The 21,300-nt window shown below is 69.0% G+C and carries 19 protein-coding genes; 9 read left to right on the top strand and 10 right to left on the bottom strand.

The features are described 5' to 3' along the window. Positions 1-120 precede the first annotated feature (120 nt). The 6 genes from WS78_RS26045 to codA all read left to right on the top strand — a co-directional run bounded on the left by WS78_RS26045 (position 121) and on the right by codA (position 6,181). Positions 121-1,275, top strand: a complete 1,155-nt coding sequence (locus tag WS78_RS26045) for a porin (protein WP_059578490.1) — start codon at positions 121-123, stop codon at positions 1,273-1,275. Positions 1,276-1,399: 124 nt separating this feature from the next. Then, complete coding sequence (locus WS78_RS26040; RefSeq protein ID WP_038753844.1) at positions 1,400-1,864, top strand: VOC family protein; 465 nt, start codon at positions 1,400-1,402, stop codon at positions 1,862-1,864. A 50-nt stretch (positions 1,865-1,914) separates the two neighbouring features. Beyond that, positions 1,915-2,235 carry a hypothetical protein gene (locus WS78_RS26035; RefSeq protein WP_156437443.1) on the top strand — a complete coding sequence of 107 codons (321 nt, stop codon included), beginning with the start codon at positions 1,915-1,917 and terminating at the stop codon, positions 2,233-2,235. Between the two features lie 190 nt (positions 2,236-2,425). Beyond that, positions 2,426-3,688 carry a cytosine permease gene (gene codB, locus WS78_RS26030; RefSeq protein ID WP_038753838.1) on the top strand — a complete coding sequence of 421 codons (1,263 nt, stop codon included), beginning with the start codon at positions 2,426-2,428 and terminating at the stop codon, positions 3,686-3,688. 4 nt (positions 3,689-3,692) lie between these two features. Continuing rightward, positions 3,693-4,925 (top strand): PucR family transcriptional regulator, encoded by a 1,233-nt coding sequence (locus tag WS78_RS26025; RefSeq protein ID WP_038753836.1) that lies wholly within the window; start codon positions 3,693-3,695, stop codon positions 4,923-4,925. After that, positions 4,925-6,181 carry a cytosine deaminase gene (gene codA, locus WS78_RS26020; RefSeq protein ID WP_059578482.1) on the top strand — a complete coding sequence of 419 codons (1,257 nt, stop codon included), beginning with the start codon at positions 4,925-4,927 and terminating at the stop codon, positions 6,179-6,181. The genes WS78_RS26025 and codA overlap by 1 nt, the downstream gene beginning before the upstream one ends. Before the next feature lie 45 nt (positions 6,182-6,226). Here codA and WS78_RS26015 read toward each other — a convergent pair whose 3' ends face one another. The 4 genes from WS78_RS26015 to WS78_RS26000 form a co-directional block, all read right to left on the bottom strand. Then, positions 6,227-7,531, bottom strand: coding sequence for an MFS transporter (locus WS78_RS26015; RefSeq protein WP_059578480.1), 1,305 nt, complete (start codon positions 7,529-7,531; stop codon positions 6,227-6,229). 196 nt (positions 7,532-7,727) lie between these two features. After that, positions 7,728-8,660 carry a BKACE family enzyme gene (locus tag WS78_RS26010; RefSeq protein WP_059578476.1) on the bottom strand — a complete coding sequence of 311 codons (933 nt, stop codon included), beginning with the start codon at positions 8,658-8,660 and terminating at the stop codon, positions 7,728-7,730. Between the two features lie 62 nt (positions 8,661-8,722). Beyond that, the gene (locus WS78_RS26005; RefSeq protein ID WP_059578474.1) at positions 8,723-9,520 is read right to left on the bottom strand and encodes an SDR family oxidoreductase; all 798 of its coding nucleotides are present in this window, start codon (positions 9,518-9,520) and stop codon (positions 8,723-8,725) included. Positions 9,521-9,624: 104 nt separating this feature from the next. After that, on the bottom strand, positions 9,625-10,341 hold the full coding sequence (locus WS78_RS26000; RefSeq protein ID WP_038753823.1) for a GntR family transcriptional regulator: 717 nt from the start codon (positions 10,339-10,341) through the stop codon (positions 9,625-9,627). A gap of 347 nt (positions 10,342-10,688) precedes the next feature. Between WS78_RS26000 and WS78_RS25990 the strand changes: the two genes are divergently transcribed. Further along, positions 10,689-12,035 carry a chloride channel protein gene (locus tag WS78_RS25990; RefSeq protein WP_059578470.1) on the top strand — a complete coding sequence of 449 codons (1,347 nt, stop codon included), beginning with the start codon at positions 10,689-10,691 and terminating at the stop codon, positions 12,033-12,035. A 394-nt stretch (positions 12,036-12,429) separates the two neighbouring features. Here the strand turns inward: WS78_RS25990 and WS78_RS25985 are convergent, their stop codons facing one another. The 6 genes from WS78_RS25985 to WS78_RS25960 all read right to left on the bottom strand — a co-directional run bounded on the left by WS78_RS25985 (position 12,430) and on the right by WS78_RS25960 (position 19,027). Beyond that, a complete protein-coding gene (locus WS78_RS25985; RefSeq protein WP_059578971.1) occupies positions 12,430-12,759 on the bottom strand; it encodes a hypothetical protein in 330 nt (109 codons plus the stop codon). A 454-nt stretch (positions 12,760-13,213) separates the two neighbouring features. Then, complete coding sequence (locus tag WS78_RS25980; protein WP_226377311.1) at positions 13,214-14,704, bottom strand: cytochrome-c peroxidase; 1,491 nt, start codon at positions 14,702-14,704, stop codon at positions 13,214-13,216. Between the two features lie 142 nt (positions 14,705-14,846). Next, positions 14,847-16,514, bottom strand: coding sequence for a phospholipase C (locus tag WS78_RS25975; RefSeq protein ID WP_059578468.1), 1,668 nt, complete (start codon positions 16,512-16,514; stop codon positions 14,847-14,849). Positions 16,515-16,690: 176 nt separating this feature from the next. Next, the gene (locus WS78_RS36345) at positions 16,691-16,876 is read right to left on the bottom strand and encodes a hypothetical protein (RefSeq protein WP_156437442.1); all 186 of its coding nucleotides are present in this window, start codon (positions 16,874-16,876) and stop codon (positions 16,691-16,693) included. Between the two features lie 96 nt (positions 16,877-16,972). Continuing rightward, positions 16,973-17,977: an alpha/beta hydrolase gene (locus tag WS78_RS25965; protein ID WP_059578462.1), complete on the bottom strand. Its 1,005-nt coding sequence runs from the start codon at positions 17,975-17,977 to the stop codon at positions 16,973-16,975. An 81-nt stretch (positions 17,978-18,058) separates the two neighbouring features. Further along, positions 18,059-19,027: a LacI family DNA-binding transcriptional regulator gene (locus WS78_RS25960; RefSeq protein ID WP_038753852.1), complete on the bottom strand. Its 969-nt coding sequence runs from the start codon at positions 19,025-19,027 to the stop codon at positions 18,059-18,061. A 577-nt stretch (positions 19,028-19,604) separates the two neighbouring features. Between WS78_RS25960 and WS78_RS36340 the strand changes: the two genes are divergently transcribed. Both WS78_RS36340 and WS78_RS25950 read left to right on the top strand, forming a co-directional pair. After that, complete coding sequence (locus tag WS78_RS36340; protein WP_059578458.1) at positions 19,605-19,784, top strand: hypothetical protein; 180 nt, start codon at positions 19,605-19,607, stop codon at positions 19,782-19,784. Further along, positions 19,748-21,295 (top strand): UxaA family hydrolase, encoded by a 1,548-nt coding sequence (locus WS78_RS25950; protein WP_059578453.1) that lies wholly within the window; start codon positions 19,748-19,750, stop codon positions 21,293-21,295. The genes WS78_RS36340 and WS78_RS25950 overlap by 37 nt, the downstream gene beginning before the upstream one ends. Positions 21,296-21,300 lie beyond the last annotated feature (5 nt).

Raw genomic sequence — 21,300 nt, 5'->3', positions numbered from 1 at the left:
TCGTTCCGGCCTGCGCAAAGAAGCTCTACGCGCCCGGCCGCTGATTCTCGGCGGACGAATCCCTAAACTCGGTCGTCGTCGAAGCGAGTCGTTTCATTCCAATCAACAAGGAGTTTCGTTGTGAAAAACATCCGGTTTGCATGCGCAACCGCAGGGGTCCTGGCCGCGACGGCCGCGCACGCGCAGAGCTCGGTCACGCTGTACGGGCTGATCGACGCGGGGATCATGTATACGAACAACGTCGCGAGCGGCAACTCGCACGGCGGGCTCGTGCAGGCGACGACGGGCGCCGTCAACGGCAGCCGCTTCGGCGTGCGCGGCACCGAGGATCTCGGCGGCGGGCTGAAGGCGCTGTTCGTGCTGGAGAACGGCTTCAACTCAGAGAACGGCAAGCTCGGCCAGGACGGCCGCCTGTTCGGCCGCTTCGCGTACGTCGGGCTGTCGGACAATCGTTTCGGCACCCTGACGATCGGCCGGCAATACGATTCGCTCGTCGATTTCGTCGCGCCGATGTCGGCGACGGCGGGCACGTTCGGCGACGCGAGCTTCGCGCACCCGTTCGACAACGACAACCTGAACCACTCGCTGCGGATCAACAACGCGATCAAGTACACGAGCAACACATATGCGGGCTTCAGGTTCGGCGGCATGTACGCGATGTCGAACAGCACCGGGTTCGCGGCGAACCGCGCATACAGCTTCGGCGCGAGCTACACGCGCGGGCCATTGAACGTCGCGGCCGGCTACCTGCAGATCGACGGCTCGAAGGGCACGACGGCGGGCAGCCCGGGCGCGGTCGACGTCGTCGAATCGGCGGCGAACGGCAGGGGCGGCTTCTCGCTCGGCGCGGACCGGATGCGCTCGTACGGCGGCGGCATCAACTACGCGTTCGGCCCGGCGACGGCCGGCTTCGTGTACACGCGCGCCGAATACGAGAACACCGCGTCGTTCGGCTCGACGGGCGGCACGGTTCGCTTCGACAACTACGAGCTGAACGGAAAGTATCAGGTGACGCCAGCGTTCAGCGTCGGCGCCGCGTACACGTATACGGACGGCCGCGTCGACAACACCGTCAAGTACGGTTCCGATCCGAAGTGGCATCAGGTCGATCTGCAGGCGGTGTACCGTTTGTCGCTGCGCACCGATGTCTATCTCGAAGGAATGTACCAGCACGCGTCGGGCCGCAACTACGTCGCGATGATCAACACCGCGGGCGGCGCGTCGTCGACAGGCAATCAGGTCGCGGCGGCGGTCGGGTTGCGCACGCGCTTCTAGCGGCGCGGGCGCCGCGCGGCGTTGCGCGCGGGCGAGGGACGAAGCACGAATTTGCGGCTTGACACGGCGCGCGGCGTTGGCGACAGTGGTTTGCCGTCGACACGACACCGAAGGAGCCGCTCGCATGAATGCCTTATCCCGACGCCCGTCGTTCAGCAGCGCGGTGTTCTACCGCGATCCGCGCGCCGCGCTCGAATGGCTCGAGCGCGCATTCGGCTTCACGCGCGAGCTCGTCGTCAGCGATGCGCAAGGGCGTGTCGCGCATGCGCAGATGTCGTTCGGCGACGGCATCGTGATGATCGGCGAGGGCGGATGGAGCGACTTCGCCGTCAGCCCGTCGTCGGTCGACGGCAGGAACACGCAATGCGTGCACGTGCGGCTCGAATCGGGCATCGACGCGCATTGCGAGCGGGCCCGCGCGGCGGGCGCCGTGATCCTGCAGGCGCCCGCCGATCAGTTCTACGGCGATCGCACGTACCGCGCGCGCGATCCCGAGCGGCACGTCTGGACGTTCGGGCAGACGGTGCGTGACGTATCGCGCGAGGAGGCGGAGCGGGACAGCGGGCTGAAAATCGAGGGCTGGCAGTGAATGCGGCGTGACGATGCGGCGCGCGGGCCGCGCGTTGCGTTGTTGCGCCGTTGCGTCGTCATTTCGCCGCGACGTCATTTCGTCGCATCGTCGCGCCGCGGCATCGCGCACGCGCCGCGTCGCTCGTCATGCTCGCGTCGAATTTCGTCGCGCCGCGCCAATCGGCCGCGTCGCGCCGCGACTGCGCACGCTTGCCGCTCGCCGTCCTTGCCGCATGTCCATCCGCACGCTTTTTCGGCAAGCGCTTTCCGACCGATTTCCCCGAAATATGCCCGCCAAGTTTCCGACATAATCGGAAATTTTTTCAATATAGCGACGAATCAGTTTTTCCCGGCCTGAATTACTCGCCTTGGATTGCGTTATTGCATTGAGCGCTTTGCACAGTAAAATGGCGGCCGGGCGCTGACGTGATGAGCGGTGCCTGTGCAAAGTGAACGGCGGGGATTGTCCGCTTTGCCGTATTCGAGTTCGATTTCGGTATTAATTGTCCAAATCGGGATGCGACGGCTTGATTGGCCGCGCATCATCCGTTCACGCTGAAATGCTGGAGACCAAAAAACGATGGCGACACGGGGTGAGTTCTCATTGAGCGAAGTGCCGGCACACGAGCGCAAAGGCGTGCTGTCGATCACGATGGTGCTGCTTAGCTTCACGTTCTTCACGGGCACGATGTTCGCGGGCGGCAAGATCGGCGTTGCGTTTCGCGTCGTCGACATGCTGTGGGTGGCGGTCGTCGGCAATCTGCTGCTCGCGGCCTACGCGGCGGCGCTTGCGTTCGTCGCGTCGCGCAGCGGATTGAATTCGGTGCTGATGGGGCGCTTCTGTTTCGGCGAGGTCGGCAGCAAGCTGTCCGACTTCCTGCTCGGCTTTGCCGAGCTCGGCTGGTACGCATGGGGCACCGCGACGGTCGCGATCGTGCTCGTCAAGCTGCTCGGCTGGCCCGCGTCGGTCACGACGCCGCTGATGGTGCTGTTCGGGTTCGGCTTCTCGATCACCGCGATCGTCGGCTATCGCGGGATGGACGCGCTGTCGCGCGTATCGGTGCCGCTGATGTTCGTGCTGCTCGTCGTGTCGATGTGGATCGCGACGCGCGACGTCGGCGGCTGGCCGGGCCTCGCGAAGATCGTGCCGACGCAGCCGTTGAGCTTCGCCGCCGCGGTCACGATGGTGTTCGGCACGTTCGCGAGCGGCGCGACGCAGGCGACGAACTGGACGCGGCTCGCGAAGAGCGGCCGCGCGGCCGTCGCCGCGAGCATGATCGGCTTTTTCGTCGGCAACGGGCTGATGATCGTCGCGGGCGCGTACTGCGCGATCGTCTATCAGCAGTCCGACATCGTCGAAGTGATGATGCTGCAAGGGCTGTCGATCGCGGCTGTCGTGATGCTCTGCATGAACCTGTGGACGATCCAGGGGCCGACGATCTACAACGTGTCGGCGGCCGCGTGCCATCTGCTGCGCAGCGAGCGCCGCCGCACGCTGACGCTCGTCGGCGCGGCGGTCGGCATCGTGCTCGCGATCGGCGGCATGTACGAACTGTTGATTCCGTTCCTGATCCTGCTCGGCTCGATCATTCCGCCCGTCGGCGGCGTGATTCTCGCCGATTTCTGGTATCGCCACCGCGGCCGCTATCCGGCGATCGCTGCCGCCCGATTGCCGCGCTTCAATGTCGCGGGGCTCGCCGCGTATGCGATCGGCGCGGGGCTCGCGTATGCGTCGCCGTGGATCGCGCCGCTCGTCGGCATCGCCGCGTCGTCGCTTAGCTACATCGCGTTCGTGCAGATTGCGGAGCGCATCGCGCGTGCGCCGTCGGTCCAGGGAGAGTGAAGCGATGAGTCTGACCGTCAGCGAGATCCTGCACCTGCCTGGCCTCGAGGAGCTCGAGCTGCGCGCGGGCGAGCGCGGCGTGCAGCGGCCGGTGCGCTGGTATTACGTCGCGGAGAACGAGGGCATCGCCGACTGGGTGATGGGCGGCGAGCTCGTGTTCGTCACCGGAATCAATCATCCGCGCGACGAGGCGAACCTGCTGCAGTTGATTCGCGAAGGGGCGAAGAGCCGCATCGCCGGGATGGTGATCCTGACGGGCGAGGCGTTCATTCGCCGCATTCCCGATTCCGTCGTCGCGCTTGCCGAGCAGTTCGACATTCCGCTGATCGAGCAGCCGTATCTGCTGAAGATGGTGATCGTCACGCAGTTGATCGGCACCGCGCTCGTGCGGCACGAGAACACGCTGCGCTCGCAGCGCGACATCGTCAACCAGCTGCTGACGGGCGATTACCCGAGCATCGACATCGCGGCCCATCGCGCGCGCAACCTGCAGCTCGCGCTCGACAGGCCGCGGCGCGTCGTCGCGCTGCGGCTCGCGGGCGTGCCGGCGCTGTTCGACGGACGAGAGCCGGCCCTGGCCGAAGCGCTGCTGCAGGAGGCGCGGCAGACCGTGCAGCGCGGCCTCGACGACTGGCTGCGCGACGCGCACGGCGCGCTGCCCGTCGTCGAGCAGGGCGAGCTGTTCGTGCTGCTGCTGCCGTGCGACGATCCGCGCTTTCGCAAGAGCAAGCTCGCGCTCGGCGCGCTGCGCGACGCGCTGAACCGGCAGATCGGCCCGCTCACGCTATTCGTCGGAATCTCGTCGACGGTCGGCGCCGCGCGCCACTATTGCCGCGGGCTCGCCGAGGCGCGACAGGCGCTCGGCGTCGCCGAAGGCATGCGGCCGGGGCTGGGGCTGTGCGATTACAGCGAACTCGGCGTATTGAAGCTGCTCGCCGCGATCCCCGATCCGACGCTGATCGACAGCTTCGTGAAGGAAACGCTCGGTAATCTGCTCGACAGCAACCGCAAGCATCCGACGATGCTGATCGAGACGCTCGAGGCGCTGCTTCAGGAGAACGGCAACGCGATCAAGGCGGCCGAGCAGTTGTCGATTCATCGCAACACGCTCAATCACCGGCTGCGCAGGATCGAGACGCAGTCGGGGCAATCGCTCGCCGATCCGTATTTTCGGTTGAACGCGTCCGTCGCGCTGCTCGCGTGGCGGATGTCGGACACGCAACGACAGGAGTTCTGATGAAGCTCATCAACGCGACGCTGCGCAAGCGCAGCGGCCTTTTCAGCATCGCGCTCGACGGCGACACGATCGTGAGCGTCGAGCAGCAGGCGGTGCGCATCGACACGCAAGGCGCACCGGGCGCGGACGAAGTCGACGTGGAAGGCAAGCTCGTGATCCCGCCGCTCGTCGAGCCGCACATCCATCTCGACGCGGTGCTGACGGCGGGCGAGCCCGAATGGAACATGAGCGGCACGCTGTTCGAAGGCATCGAGCGCTGGGCGCAGCGCAAGGCGACGATCACGCATGCGGACACGAAGGCGCGCGCGCATGCGACGATCGGGATGCTGCGCGACCACGGCATTCAGCACGTTCGCACGCACGTCGACGTCACCGATCCTTCGCTCGCCGCGCTCGCGGCGATGCTCGAAGTGAAGCAAGAGGCGCGCGCGCTCATCGATCTGCAGATCGTCGCGTTTCCGCAGGAAGGGATCGAATCGTTCGAAGGCGGCCGCGCGCTGATGGAGCGCGCGATCGAGATGGGCGCGGACGTCGTGGGCGGCATCCCGCACTTCGAGAACACGCGCGAGCAGGGCGTGAGCTCGATCGAGTTCCTGATGGATCTCGCCGAGCGCACCGGCTGCCTCGTCGACGTGCACTGCGACGAAACCGACGATCCGCATTCGCGCTTTCTCGAAGTGCTCGCCGAGCAAGCGCGCGTGCGCGGCGTCGGCGCGCGCGTGACGGCGAGCCACACGACCGCGATGGGCTCGTATGACAACGCGTATTGCTCGAAGCTGTTTCGCCTGCTCAAGCGCTCGGCAATCAATTTCGTCTCGTGCCCGACCGAAAGCATCCATTTGCAGGGCCGCTTCGACACGTTCCCGAAGCGCCGGGGCGTCACGCGCGTCGCCGAGCTCGACCGCGCCGGCATGAACGTGTGCTTCGGGCAGGATTCGATTCGCGATCCGTGGTATCCGCTCGGCAACGGCAACATCCTGCGCGTGCTCGACGCCGGGCTGCACATCTGCCACATGATGGGCTATCAGGATCTCGCGCGCAGCCTCGACTTCGTCACCGACCACAGCGCTCGGGCGATGCATCTCGGCGAGCGCTACGGCATCGAGCCGGGCCGGCCCGCGAACCTCGTCGTGCTCGACGCGAGCGACGACTACGAGGCGCTGCGGCGGCAGGCGAAGGCGCTGCTGTCGATTCGCGGCGGCGAAGTGATCATGCGCCGCGCGCCCGAGCGCATCGACTATCCGGCCGCGCGCTGACACATGGAGGCGGCGGGTGCATGCGGCCCGCCGCTCCTGATGCCGTCACTCGCACCCGTGCCTGAGCCGCAGGCTCGCGAGCGCGGCGACGACGAGCGCGATCGCGAGCCACGCGAGGCCGTTCTTCGCGTGGCCGGTGGCCTGTTCGATCGCGCCGACGACGGCCGGGCCGACGAAGCCGCCGAGCAGGCCGCACGTGTTGACGAGCCCGAGCCCGCCCGCGAGCGCGCTGCCGGAAAGGCGCGAGGCGGGGAACGTGAAGACGATCGACTGCACGACGAAGAACATCGACGCGGCCGCGCACACGCTCACGAGCGCGGCCATGGGCGGCGCGTACGCGGCGCAGACGAGCCCCGCCGCCATCACGACGAGCCCCGCGCACAGCATCCGCCGCGATTGCGACGCATCGCGCGCGAAGCGCGGCAGCGTCGCCGCGCCGAGCGCCGCGGCGATCCACGGCATCGCGGTCAGCAGGCCGACGACGACCGGCGTGAAGCGCCCCGATTCGCCGACGATGCCGGGCAAGAAGAAGATCATCGTATAGATCGTCAACTGATGGCAGAAGTACACGAAGATCGCGAGCCAGATCTGCGGATCGCGCAGCGCGGCCCCGAACGCGTGCGCGCCGTGCGCCGCCGCGCTCTGCGCCTGCTCGCTCGCGAGCGTGCGCTCGAGCGCTTGGCCGAGCTCGGGCGCGAGCCAGCGCGCGTCGCTCGGCCGGTCCGGCAGGCAGGTCCAGACGACGAACGCGAGCACGATCGCCGGAATGCCCTCGACGATGAAGAGCCATTGCCAGCCGTGCAGCCCGAGCGCGCCGTCTAGCTCGAGCAGCGCGCCCGCGAGCGGGCCGCCGACGATGTTCGCGACGCACACGCCGAGCAGGAAATAGCCGGTCGCGCGCGCGCGTTCCTCGCCGCCGAACCAGTAGGTCAGATACAGCATCACGCCGGGAAAGAGCCCGGCTTCCGCGGCGCCGAGCAGAAGGCGCATCGCGTAGAACGACGTCTCGCCGCGCACGAGCGCCATCGCGACGGACAGCGCTCCCCACGTGATCATGATCCGCGTGATCCAGAACCGCGCGCCGACGCGATGCATGATCAGATTGCTCGGGATTTCGAACAATGCGTACGTGAGGAAGAAGAGCCCCGCGCCGAGGCCGTACGCGGCCGATGAAAGGCCGAGATCGATGCTCATCGAGTGCTTCGCGAACGCGATGTTCGTGCGATCGAGAAAGCTGATCACGTAGGCCGCGATCAAGAGCGGCATCAGCTTGCGAAACAGCAGGCGGTTCAGCGACGAGCGGGCGTCGCCCGCGGGTGGGCAGAGGGCTTCGGCGTGTTGAGCGGACATGAATGCGACTCCGGTAGGGACGAGCCGGAGCGCACGGCAAGCACGGCGCTCCGCGTTCAGCAGGTGACGGGCAGATGCGCGGGTCGCGCGCCGGCGGCGCTCGTGGGGAGCGGGGCGAAAGGCGGCCTGCCGGGCATCGGCGCATGCCGATGCCGCGTTTCTGCGCTTGCGTGTCGAATGGTCGGGCGGCGCCGTGTCAGAAGTTGACCGCGTCGCCGCCCTTGAGCGCGAGCATCGCGCGCGCGTCGGCGGGCGTCGCGATCTCGAGCGACAATCCTTCGAGCACCTGACGAATCTTGCGCACCTGTGCAGCGCTCGATTCGGCGAGCGTGCCCGGCGCGATCCACAGCGAATCCTCGAGGCCGACGCGCACGTTCGCGCCTTGCGCGGCGCCGATCGTCGCGAGCGGAATCTGGTTGCGGCCCGCGCCGAGAATCGACCACACGTAATCTGCGCCGAACAGGCGGTCGGCCGTGCGGCGCATGTGCGCGAGATCCTCCGGATGCGCGCCGATGCCGCCGAGCAGACCGAACACGCTCTGGACGAAGAACGGCGGCTTCGCGAGCCCGCGGTCGACGAAATGCGCGAGGTTGTACAGGTGCGAGACGTCGTAGCACTCGAATTCGAAGCGCGTGCCGTTCGCGCCGCAACTCGTCAGGATCGCTTCGATGTCCGCGAACGTGTTCTTGAAGACGAGATCGCGGCTTTTTTCCAGATGCTCGCGTTCCCACGGGTGCCGGAATTCGCGAAAGCGCTCGAGCATCGGATAGAGGCCGAAGTTCATCGAGCCCATGTTCAGCGACGCGACCTCGGGCCGGAAATGATGCGCGGGGCGCAGCCGCTCGGCGACCGTCATGTGCGGGCTGCCGCCCGTCGTGATGTTGATCACCGCGTCGGTGCGCGCCTTGATGCGGGGCAGGAATTCGGCGAATACGGCCGGGTCTTGCGTCGGCCTGCCGTCGGCGGGATCGCGCGCGTGCAGGTGCAGGATCGCCGCGCCGGCTTCGGCGGCCGCGACCGCCGCGTCCTCGATCTCGCGCGGCGTCACCGGCAGATGCGGCGACATCGACGGCGTATGGATCGCGCCCGTCGGCGCGCAGGTGACGATGACTTTGCGGGTGCTGGCCACGTTAGGGCTCCTTTCCATGCTCGGCGGTGAGGGGCGATGAAGGGCGATGACGGAGCGGCGGGTCAGAGCGTCTCGACGTTGCCGCAGACGGAAATCGCCTGCCCGGAAATTCCGTGGCCGCCCGGCGAGCAGAGGAACAGCGCCGTCGCGGCGATTTCGTCCGGATCGGTCATCCGGCGCAGCGAGATCTTCTCGAGATAGCGCGCCTCCATCTGGTCGTAGTCGATGCCGAGCTGCGCGGCGCGCGCTTCGATCACGCGGCGCATCCTCGGCCCGCGCACGATGCCCGGCTGGATCGCGTTCACGCGGATGCCGAGCGGGCCGAGCTCGATCGCGAGGCTCTTCACGAGGCCGACCACCGCCCACTTGGTCGCCGAATAAGGCGTGCGAAACGCGTAGCCGAGGCGCCCCGCGACCGACGACAGCGCGATGATCGCGCCGCCGTGCGGCGCGTCGCGCAGCATCGGCACCGCGCGCCGTGCGAACTGGAACTGTGCGTTCAGGTTGATTGCGACCGTCTGCTCCCATTGCGCGGGATCGATCTCGTCGATACCGCCCGTCGGCCCGGCGATGCCCGCGTTGTTGACGAGCACGTCGAGCCCGCCAAGCGTGCGCGCGATGTCGGCGAACACGCGCTCGACGGCGGCCGGATCGGCGACGTCGGCGAGCGTCGTGCCGAGCGCGGCGCGCGACGGCCGGCCGGCGAGCATGGCGAGCGCCTTCTCGGACGCGTCGCAGACGTGAACCTTGCCGCCGCATTCGGCGAACGCGTCGGCGATCGCGAGCCCGATGCCGGACGCGCCGCCGGTCACGAGTACGCGCAGCCCCGCGTACGGTTTCAGCAGATCGAGTGCAGTCATGATGTCTGTCTCCTGTGATGTCTGTATTTTTTTGATGTCGCCGATGACGGGCGAGATGCTCGACGGGCTGCGCGCCGCGCGCGCTGCCTCGAAGGCTGGACTGCTTATTCGTTCGCGAGCCGGCGCGGGCCGAGCCGCTCGCGTTCGGCCGCGAGCGTCGCGGCGAGATCGTGCGCGGCGCCGCCGATGTCGAGCGCGATGCCCGCGCGCGCGCCCGCGCCGTCGCGCCGCTCGAGCGCGTCGACGATCGCGCGGTGCGCGTCCATCGAGCGCCGCATGTGCGGGACGTCGAGCGCGACCATGTTCAGGAATGGGCCGATGCGCATCCACAGGTTCTGGATGATCGCGAGCGTGTTCTCGCTCGCGCCGTGCGCGTAGATCGCGCTGTGGAACGCGAAGTTGCTCTGCAGGTACGCGCGGCTTCGGCCGGCTTCGACGTGCGCGTTCATCGTCTCGCAAATGCGCCGCACGCCGGCGATCTGCGCATCGGTCATCCGCGCCGCCGCGCGCTCGGCCACGCAGCCTTCGAGCGCGATGCGCACGTCGCGCAGCTCGTCGAGCATCTCGACGGTCATCGGCGGCACGACGAGCGCCCGGTTCGGGCCGTCGGCGAGCGCGCGCTCCGCGCGCAGGCGCGTGAGCGCGGCGCGCACGGGCATCGTCGACGAGCCGACCGCCTCGGCGACGCTGCGCAGGCTGAGCGCCTGGCCGGGCGCGAAGCGGCCGCTCATCAGCGCCTCGCGCAGTTGCTGGTAGACCTTGTCGGCCATCGTTTCCTGTTCGATGGCCTTGAGCGCGGGCGGGACGATGCGCGGTGCCAAGTCGGGCTCCTTTGGGTTTGATGTGTGATCCGTGATCACACTTGCGATGTCACGCAGTGTTGTCGATGCGATGCATGCAGTCAAGTGCGAAGCGATCAGGGAAAACGCGGGGGCGGTGGCTTGCAACGTCGGGCGCCGAGCGGAGCCGCGTGACGTGGGCGGCCTCGGGGAAGGGCGACCCCGTCGGTTCGCCACGCGTCGCGCAGCGACGAGTGCGTTGAATTCATCAATAAAGAAGAAAAATCCATTTGTTTCATGATTGACCGACGCATACGATGGCGCCATTCGTTCATGCCGAGCCTCTTCGCCGACGCGCGCCGGCTTGCCCATTCGAATCGCCATCGCCCATGTCCGCTCCGATCGCATCCGCTTCTGCTTCCGCTTCCGCGGCTTCAGCCGCTTCGTCGACGTCGCCCGAATCCGCGCCGACGGCGGCCGCCGCCGCGCGCAGCCCGCTCGTCAAGCTCGCGGCCGTCACGTTGCTGACGGGCGTCGGAGCGGGCCTCGGCGGGATGCTGCTTGCGTTGCTGCTGCATGCGATCCAGCACGCCGCGTACGGGTACGACGTCGCGCACATGATCGGTGACGAGAGCTTTCTGCAGGGCGTGACGGCCGCGCCGCCGCTGCGTCGGCTTGCCGTGCTGATCGGCTGCGGCGTCGTCGCGGGCGGCGGCTGGTGGGCGCTGTACCGGTTCGGCGCGCCGCTCGTCAGCATTCGCCGCGCGGTGCGCGCCGACGATTCGCGGATGCCGGTGGTCAGCACGACCGTGCATGCGCTGCTGCAGATCGTCACCGTCGCGCTCGGCTCACCGCTCGGCCGCGAGGTCGCGCCGCGCGAGATCGGCGCGATGTGGGCCGGCTGGCTCGCGCATCGCGCCGGGTTGCCCGCCGCCGACGCGCGCGTGATGGTCGCGTGCGGCGCCGGCGCGGGGCTCGCCGCCGTCTACAACGTGCCGCTCGGCGGCGCGCTCTTCGTGCTCGAAGTGCTGCTCGGCACGTTCGCGTGGCGCGCGCTCGTGCCGGCCGTCGCGACGTCCGCGATCGCGGCGTTCGTCGCGTGGATCGGGCTTGGCAACGAGCAGCAGTATCACGTCGCGCCGCTTGCGGCGGATGCGTCGCTGGTCGCGTGGTCGGCCGTCTGCGGGCCGCTGTTCGGCGCCGCCGCATACGGCTTCGCTCGGCTGACCGCGCACGCGCGGGCGCGCGCGCCGAAGGATGGGCGGCTGCCGGTGCTCGCGCTCGTCAATTTCGCGATCGTCGGCGCGCTCGCGATGCACTTTCCTCAACTGCTCGGCAACGGCAAGGGGCCGGCCGCGCTCGGCTTCGACGGACAGCTCGCGATCGCTCTCGCGGCGACGCTGCTCGTGCTGAAGGTGGCGATCACGTGGGGCAGCCTGCGCGCGGGCGCCGAAGGCGGGCTGCTGACGCCGGGGCTCGCGAACGGCGCGCTGCTCGCGATCGTGCTCGGCGGGCTATGGAGCGTCGCCTGGCCAGGCATGCCCGCCGGTGCGTGCGCGATCGTCGGCGCGGCGGCGTTTCTCGCCGCGTCGATGCAGATGCCGCTCACCGCGACCGTGCTGATCGTCGAGTTCACGCGCGTCGGGCATGATTTCCTGATTCCGATGCTGATCGCGGTGGCGGGTTCGGTCGCGGCGTTTCGCTTGATCGCGCGGTATAGAGAGAAGCGGGCGTGACGGGCGGATCGGCGGCCATCGACGATGCCGCGAGACGATATCCCGAAGGGCAAATTCGATTTGCGATGTCGTTTTATTCGAAGCCCTAACGACGACGCGCAGCGTATCGCGTGACGCGCCGCGTGCGGTATGGCGTACCGCGTGCGGATCGCGGATCGCGGACCGCTGATTCTGACTGCGGATTCGGCATGCCGTGCGCGATGCGACATGGCTCGCCGCACGTCGCGTGCGCCGCGGCGAGCGGCTGGGAGGAAGGCGACGTCGCGCGCACCTGCGGCGATGCGCGCCGACGCCCGGCGATGCCTGTCGCATGTTCGCGCCGGCAGGCATCGCGGCCATCTGCGCGAAGATCGCCGACGCATCGCGCGACGCGCATGCCGCGCCCGACGCCGCATCAGGCCGGCGTCTCGGCGATGCACGGCAGATGCGGATTCTGCCCCCGGCCGCTCGTCGTATCATCGGCGCCGGCGTAATCGGTGCGGTAGATGTTGACCGTGAGATCGGTGTTGGCGACGCTGATCACGGCGAGCGCGAGCGTGTCCGGACAAGGGGCCGGGTGTTTCGGGTCCTGCAACGCACACGCGACGACGACGGGACGCGAGGGGAGCGCCGCGGGGAACGGCACCTTGACGGTCAGCGGCGCATTGGTCCATGGCTTGCCGGCCGGAAGTTTCTCGCGCGGGCCGACGACGTGCGTACCGACGAATTTTTCAGCATGTCGAATTCTCCATCGTGTTGTCGATGTGGCGCGAAGCACGAGCTCGTCAATGACGGACGGCCGCACGTGCGTGATGGAAACCGCACGACGCGACGAACAACTCGGAGATTTTTTGGCTTGCGAACGTCGGTGGCCGCCGGTGACGGCGAATGCGTAGCGGGGCGGGTGCGGTCCGGCGCGGCGACGAATCGCGCGCCAAGGCGAATGCGATGCGGCGCGCGCGGCGCGCGGGGCCCGGATCGTCGACACGGGCGGGCCTGGAATCCGCGCAAGCAGGCGTGCGCGATTCCGGGCCCGCCGCACATCGGACGAAGCTCAGAGCCCGTTTGAAAATTGATGAAATGGCGAATTCCAGCTCATCTGGTCCACGCCTGCATTCCTTGCCCACGGGCTACTTTCAAAGCAGTGCGCTACATCAGCGTGGCTACGAGGGCGGAAATTTGCATTTCCAAACGGGCTCTCAGCGCTTCTCGTCCGTCAGCGTGTTCAGGAACGCGACGATGTCGCGCATGTCCTGCTCGGTCATCGCGGGCGCGTCGCCGGGCTTGCGATCGAACGGCGCGTCGGCGACGTCGACGTTCGCGCGATACGCAGGCGGAATGTCGTCGTACTGCCGGACCCGGCCGCTCGCGTCGCGCGGATACACCTTGCCCGGATCGACACTGCGCAGGTTGTAGAACGCGAGCACCTGATCGAGCGAGTGATAGACGCCGTTGTGGAAGAACACGCGTCGCGTCGCGACGTTGCGCAGCGACGGCGTCGCGAACATGCCGCAGTATTGCGTCTGCGTCTTCAGGTCTTCGCGGAACGGCCCGCAGATGCCGAGATCGTAGAACGCCGGATTGCGGTTCTGCGCAAGCGCGCGGTTGCGCGGCGCGCCGAGCGCTTCGTACTGGTAATCGGTGAACATCGGCGGCAAGCCGTCCGCGGCCGGCTTCGACAGATGGCAGCCCGCGCAATTCGCCTTCGCCGGATCGTTGAAGAGCCGCATCCCGCGCAGCTCGGCCTGCGTGAGGCGCGCGTCGCCTTCGAGCCAGAGGTCGTACTTGCTCGAATACGGATGGAACGACGGGTCCTCGACCTGGTAGCGCGCGATCGCGAACATTGCTTCGGATACCGTAAGACGCGCGTCGTCGAAGATGCGCGGGCCGAACAGCTGCCGGAACTGCGCCGCATACCGTGCGTCGGCGAGCTTGCGCGCGACGTCGTCGATGCTCGCGTTCGCCATTTCGACGGGATTGAGCAGCGGGCCGAACGCCTGCTGCTGCAGCGTGTCCGCGCGGCCGTCCCAGAACATTCCGCCTTGCGGCACGAGTTGCGGCGCGGCGGCGGCGCCAGCCGTCTTCTGCTCGCGCACGACGCCCGCCGCCGAGGCCGCCTGCTGCGCGACGCTCGCCGCATCGTCGCTCTCGGACGAGTCGGGGCCGATGCTGAAATTCGGCTGACGGTACAGGTACATCAGCGACGGCGGGGGCCGGTAGCCGGGCCGCGTGAGCGCGGCGCCGCCCAACTGCACGTCGAGATCGTTCGGCGGCCCATATGCGCGGTCGGGGCTGTGACACGACGCGCACGACTGGCGGCCCGACGCGGACAGCGCCGGATCGAAGAACAGCGCCCGGCCGAGTTGCGCGACCGCGCTCAGCGGTTCGGCGCTCGGGCGATGCAGCGTGACCGGATGCGGATTCGCGCCCGTCAGGTTTTCGACGATCGCGCCGACCGCGTCCGGCGCATGCTCCGGAAACGCGAGCGCGAACGCAGCGGAGCCGAGCACGCCGAATGCGGCGAGCGACAGCGCGTGGCGCACGGCGCGCGCATTGCGGCGGCGCACGTGGGGCGAGCCGGCGGGAGGCGCGGCCGCCGCGCGCGCATCGGGCCGGGCGGGGCGGCAAGGCCGCGCGGCAGCGGCGGATCGGGCGGGCGACGCGGATTGCGCGGAAAGCGGTTCGGCCATGCTGGAACGTTCGGTCGTCATCGTGCAAACGAAAAATCCGGCGCGCGGCGCGCCGGAGCGACGGCCGGCCGACGCGCTGCGCGCCGGCCGGCCGCGTGTCGGGCGTCACGCGGCGGCACGCCGCGCGACACATCCGGACCGGTCACATCGAGGGCGCCGCCGCGACCTTCGTGCCGAGCGTCGGATCGAGGTACAGCGGCGCCGCGTTCACCGTGCCGGTGAAGTTGAACAGATCGCGCATGTCGCCTGCCGTCGCGTCGAACGAGCCGCCGCCGATCCGCTGGCCGCCGAGCCAGTTGTCCTCGATGAAGCGGACCACCGACGCCTGATCGATCAGCGTGTGGCTCACGTAGTTCTGCTTCGCCCACGGCGACACGACCACGAACGGAATCCGCGTGCCCGGGCCGCAGCGGCCGTTGACGGGCGCGCCGTTGATGCCCGTCGTCGCCGTGCCGGAGCCGCACGCGCCGTTGCCGTTCAGTTGATCGACCGCGTCGAACGACGCGCGCGTCGGGCTCGCGTACGCATGGTCGTACCAGCCGTCCGAGTCGTCGTAGGTGATGATCACCGCGGTGTTCTGCCAGTCGGGCTGCTGCTGCAGGAAGTTGATGACATTCGTCACGAACTGCTGCTCGTCGAGCGGATCGGAGTAGCCGGCGTGCGCATCCTGCGCGGCGGGCGCCTTCAGGAAGCTGACCGACGGGAAGTTGCCCGCCTTCACGGCCGCGAAGAAGTCGTCCGAATCGTACTGATGGTTCGCGGGCTCAGGCGTCTTGCCGTCCGTCTGCACGCTCGAGCCGATCGCCGCGGTGGAGCTCGGGCGCGTGTGCTGCGGGTTCGCCGTCGACGCGTAATACTGGAACCAGTTGTGGTGCGGGATGTAGTCGGTCGTCGCCGCGTTCACGGCGGTCGCGATCGTGCTGCGCTTGCAGCCTGTCGTGCCGTTCGCGTTCGTCGTCGACAGGTTGAAGCCGCCCATGAAGCCGCCCCACGTGATGTTGCGCGCGTTCAGCAGATCGCCGATGTTCTTGCCGGACATCATCGCCTGATCGGTCTGGCTCGAGCACATGTCGTAGCCGGGGTCGACGTCATTGATCATCGTGAGGCCGCCCTGGCCGTCGTTGATGTAGTACGACGTCTTCGCGAGCGTCGATGCGGCCTTCGACGTCTTCACGATCTGCATCCCGTTGGTCTGGCCGGCGATCACGTTGAGCGCGCCCGGCGTCGACGGGCCGTAGGTCGACGTATACGCGTTGTCGCTCATCGCGAAGCGCTGCGCGTAGTTCCACAGCGCCGTCACCGTGTTGCCGTCGAAGTAGCCCATCACCTGGCCCGTCGTGCCGAACGCGCCCGCGCCGCCGCTCGAGCCGTTGCCCGTGTATTTCGGGAAGAGATCGGCGAGGCCGTTGTCGTATGCCTGCTCTTCGGCCGTGTACGCGTGGTTCTGGTCGGCCGTCGCGGCCTGCGTGCGGTCGAGGCGGAACGGATTCGTCGCGCCCGTGCCGTTCGCCGGATTCGTCGCGTTCGGATTCGCGGTGAGCAGGAGGCCCGACAGGCCGTTGACCGACGGCGTGCCCGACGCCGCGCTGAACGCCGGCTCGCCCGGCGGGTTCGCGGCGCTCGGATAGGTGCCGAAGTAGTGGTCGAACGACACGTTCTCGCCGTAGATCACGACGAGGTGCTTGATCGGCGTCGCGGTTTGCAACGCGTTCTGCGACGTGACGGGCGCGGAGCTGTCGGTGCCGCCGCAGGCATGGAGGGCGATGGCCGATCCGGCGCACGCGGTGGCGATCAAGGCTCGACGAAACATCAGATGGGACTCCCAGGAAAGGCCGTTCGGATGACGCGAATCCGCGGCGGATCGCGCGGCGGGAACCGGTCGCGCGGGAAGCGCGGGCGTCGGGGACGCGCCGTGCGCCGGAAACGAAACGGCAGCATTGGACCAGTTTGGTATGAAGCTATGGAGGCGATGCGCCTTCGACGCAATTACAGGTTGATGTCGGCGGCGTTACGGATGGAAAGCGGATCGTAGGAGAGCGGGCCGCGTGTTGGATCGATCGATCGAGCGCGCGTGCGGGCGCGCCGCGTGGTTTCGCGTTGTGCGGCGTGCGAGTTGCGATGCGTGTCGGGTCGTGTCGCGTTGCGTTGCGCCGGCGAAAGCGCGGTGCGCATGTCGTGTGGGGCGGCGTGCGCGGCCGCGCGGCTTCGCCTCGCGCGATCGCGTGCGCCGCATCGCGCGCCGCGCGATGTACGCTGCGCGCGATCGCGTCACGGCAGCAACCGGTTCAGCCGCGCCCATTGCTCGAAGAGCGCGGGCCATGCGCGCACGGCGCTGCCGGGCTTGCCCATCCCCCAGCCGTGGCCGCCCGTCTGGAACGCGTGCAGCTCGACGCTCACCTGCGCTGCGCGCAGCGCGCTCGCCATCAGCAGGCTGTTGTCGATCGGCGCGATCGGATCGTCGAACGCGTGCGCGAGAAACGTCGGCGGCGTGCGCGGACTCACGTGCAGGTTCGCCGACAGCGCCTCGCTGTCCGCCTGTGCCGGATGCGCGCCGACGATGTGCAGGCGCGTGCGCGTGCGGTCGAACGGCGGCATCAGCGTCAGCACCGGATAGAGCAGCGCGGCGAGATCGGGGCGCGCGGATTCGCGATCGGCGTCGTCGACGCTCGCGTAGCGTCGTGCGTCGGGCTCGACGGCGGTCATCCCGGCGAGATGCCCGCCCGCGGAAAAGCCGACGATCGCGATCCGCGCGGGGTCGAAGCCGTCGCGCTTCGCGCGCGCGCGAATCACGCGCATCGCGCGCTGGCCGTCCTGCAGCGGCGCGAGCCGGGACCAGCCTTGCTCGGGAAGCCGGTAGACGAGCTCGAATGCGGTGACGCCCAGCGCCTTCAGCCACGTGCACATCGGCGTGCTCTCGTTGCCGAGCTCGACGTGGTCGTAGCCGCCGCCCGCGATCACGAGCGCCGCGCCGCCGGTGCCGCGCGCGGGGCGATAGACGTTGAGCCGCGGCCGCGCGACATGCGACACGCTGCCGTGCTTGCCGCTCCGCTCGCCGTCGCCCGCGCCCGTCGTCGCGATCGGGTCGGGTGCGGGGCCGGGCCACAGCGGAATCGTTTCGTCGGGAGCGGCGCGCGGCGCGTCGTCCGGCTGCGGCGACGGTGATGTCGGTGTTGGCGTCGCGCGCCCGGCGGCCTGCGCGTGCGCGCACGGCACGGCCGCGTCGAGCGCGCCGGCGAGCGCGGCGCCGAGCAGGCTGCGTCGGGTGAAGTCCATGTCGAAGGCTCCGGATCGGAATCAGAGGGCGACGCCGTTCGAGCGGCGTCGGCGTCGGGGGCGAATTGTCCGCGTGCGTCGCTACGCGCTGTCGCGTTCGACGAGCGTGAAGCCGACGTCGACGACGCGCCGCTCGTCGGCATCGCGCTCGATCCGCTCGATCAGGAGCGACGCGGCGAGCTTGCCGATGCCGGTGCCGTCGATGCGGATCGTCGTCAGCGCGGGCGTCGTGTCCTTCGCGAAGGTCTGGTCGCCGTAGCCGAGCACGCGCAGCCGTTGCGGCACCGCGATTCCGCGATGGCTCGCCTCCATCAGCACGCCGAGCGCGAGGACGTCGGCGCCGCAGAAGATCGCGTCGACGTCCGGCATGCGTTCGAGCAGCTCGCCGAGCGCGCGCCGGCCGTCGCCGAGCGACGCGGGCGATTCGGCGGCGATTACCGGGATTGCGGCCGCCGCGCCGAACGCGTCGACGAACGCTTGCGTGCGCACTTGCGCGCGCCGGTCGCTCGGCGTGACGACGGCGGGCCGGCGCGCGCCGCGCCGCTGCAAATAGCGCGCGGCGGCTTCGCCGACCTCGCGGTGCGAGAAGCCGACCAGCATGTCGAGCGGCGAGCGCGTCAGATCCCACGTCTCGACGACCGGAATGCCCGACGCGCGCAGCTTGCCGCGCGCGTGCTCCGAATGCGCGACGCCCGTCAGCACGATGCCGGCCGGGCGCCGGCCGATCACCGCGTCGATGAGCGCGTCCTCGCGCGAATCGTCGTAGCCGCTCTGGCCGATCAGCAACTGGTAGCCGGCCGCCGCGAGCTCGTTCGTCAGCGCGGCGACCGTCTCCTGGAACACGCTGCCCGCGATCGTCGGGATCAGCGCGACGATCAGCCGGCTGCGGTTCGACGCGAGCGAGCCGGCGACGAGATCGGGCGTGTAGCCCGTCTGACGGACCGCGGCGAGCACGCGCTCGCGCGTGTCGGCCGACACGAGCTCGGGCGTGTTCAGCGCGCGCGACACCGTGACTTTCGTGACGCCCACCAGCTTCGCGAGATCGTTCAGCGTCACGCGCCCGGTGTTCTTGCGTGCACGGCGGGCGGGCGGGCTCGGCGCGGCGGCGGGGGCGGGCTGGGGTTTCGTCACGGGCAAGGTGGTTCGATTCGGGTTATGGAGGGTAGCCATTATCGCAAAAGGCGGCTACGATCGCGGCTATGTTACCGGTTACATGAACCGGTAACATAGATCTGGAGAATCGCGGGGCGACGGGCGTTGGAGCGCGGCCGGCGTCGTCGGGGCATCGCGTGCATGTGCTCGCGTCGCTTCGCGGCGGCGCGGAAGGCGGGCGGGCCGAACCGTGCGCGTACCGCGACGTATGGACGAGCCGGTTGGACGGCGTGTGTTTTGCCCGATGCGGGAACGGAGCCGTCGGTCCGGGACGCAGGTTGCAGGCGGCTCGCTTGGAGGCGTGCCTCGAGGCCGCTCGCTTTGGGGCCGCTTTGGGGGCCGCTTCGAGGCGAGGTTGATCTGTCATGCGACGTCGCATCGGGATGCGGTGCGCGAGCGCCCACGGCAATGCCGATGCGCGCCGCCGACGTCGCGACCGGCCTCGACATCGAGGCCGAAATCGACGCCAAGGCCGATGCTGAAAGCCGAAGCCGAAGCCGAAGCCGAAGCCGAAGCCGAAGCCGAAGCCGAAGCCGAAGCCGAAGCCGAAGCCGAAGCCGAAGCCGAAGCCGCAACCCACGTCGGCGCGCCCCGCCGACAAAGAACGAAGGAGCAGGAATGTCGCAGCAACGCCCGGCAGGCGCCGGTCCCCTGATCCGGCTGCACGCGGCCGACAACGTGCTGATCGCGCGCGACGCGCTGTCGCTTGGCCAGACGCTCGCGCTCGACGGCGTCGCGGTGCGGATTCGCGCGCAGGTGCCGCCCGGCCACAAGGTCGCGGCCGCGCCGATCGCGCGCGGCGAGCCGATCCGCAAGTACGACGCGGTGATCGGCCGTGCGGCGCGCGACATCGCGCCGGGCGAGCACGTGCACACGCACAACGTCGAGCTCGTCGATTTCGCGCGCGATCCGGGCTTCGGCCTCGACGTGCAGCCCGTCGACTACGTGGCCGCCGCCGAGCGCGCGACGTTCGACGGCATCGTGCGCCCGGACGGGCGCGTCGCGACGCGCAACTTCATCGGCATCCTCGCGTCGGTGAACTGCTCGGCGACCGTAATCCGGCAGATCGCCGCGCGATTCACGCAAGAGCGGCTCGCCGCGTTCCCGAACGTCGACGGCGTCGTCGCGTTCGCGCAGACGAGCGGCTGCGGGATGTCGTCGCCGAGCGAGCATTTCGACGTGCTGCGCCGCACGCTCGCGGGCTATGCGCGCCATCCGAATCTCGCAGGGGGCCTGATCGTCGGACTTGGTTGCGAGCGCAACCAGGTCGCGGATCTGATCGCGTCGCAAGAGCTCGACACGGGCCGGCTGATGCGCACGCTCGTGATGCAGGAGACGGGCGGCACGCGCGCGACGATCGAAGCGGGCGTCGCCGCGATCGAAGCGATGCTGCCCGCCGCGAACGACGTCGTGCGGCGGCCGGTGCCGGCGAGCCATCTGAAGATCGGCCTCGAATGCGGCGGCTCCGACGGCTTTTCCGGCATCACCGCGAACCCCGCGCTCGGCGCGGCGATGGATCTGCTCGTGCGGCACGGCGGCACCGCGATCCTGTCGGAGACGCCCGAGATCCACGGCGTCGAATACATGCTGACGCGCCGCGCGGTGTCGCCGGAAGTCGGCCGCAAGCTGCTCGAGCGCCTCGCGTGGTGGGAACGCTACACGCGCGGCCACAACGGCCAGTTCAACGGCGTCGTCGGCCCCGGCAACCAGCAGGGCGGCCTTGCGAACATCTTCGAGAAATCGCTCGGCTCGGCGATGAAGGGCGGCACGACGCCGTTGCAGGCCGTCTACGAATACGCGGAGCCGATCGATCGCGCGGGCTTCGTGTTCATGGATTCGCCGGGCTACGACCCGGTGGCCGTCACCGGGCAGATCGCGAGCGGCGCGAACCTGATCTGCTTCACGACGGGCCGCGGCTCGATGTTCGGCTCGAAGCCCGCGCCGACGCTCAAGCTCGCGAGCAACACGCCGATGTTCGAGCGGCTCGGGGAGGACATGGACATCAACTGCGGGCGGATTCTCGACGGCGAGCGCACGGTCGAGGAGATGGGGCGCGAGATCTTCGAGCACATCCTGCGCGCGGCGTCCGGCGCGCGGACGAAGAGCGAATTGCTCGGGCTCGGCGATCACGAGTTCGTGCCTTGGCATCTCGGGATCGTCAGCTAGGCGGC

This window comes from Burkholderia savannae (genome assembly GCF_001524445.2).
In the GTDB taxonomy this organism is placed as follows: Bacteria; Pseudomonadota; Gammaproteobacteria; order Burkholderiales; family Burkholderiaceae; genus Burkholderia; species Burkholderia savannae.
Note: the sequence above shows the minus strand (reverse complement) of the source record. Positions and strands in the feature narration are given on the sequence as shown.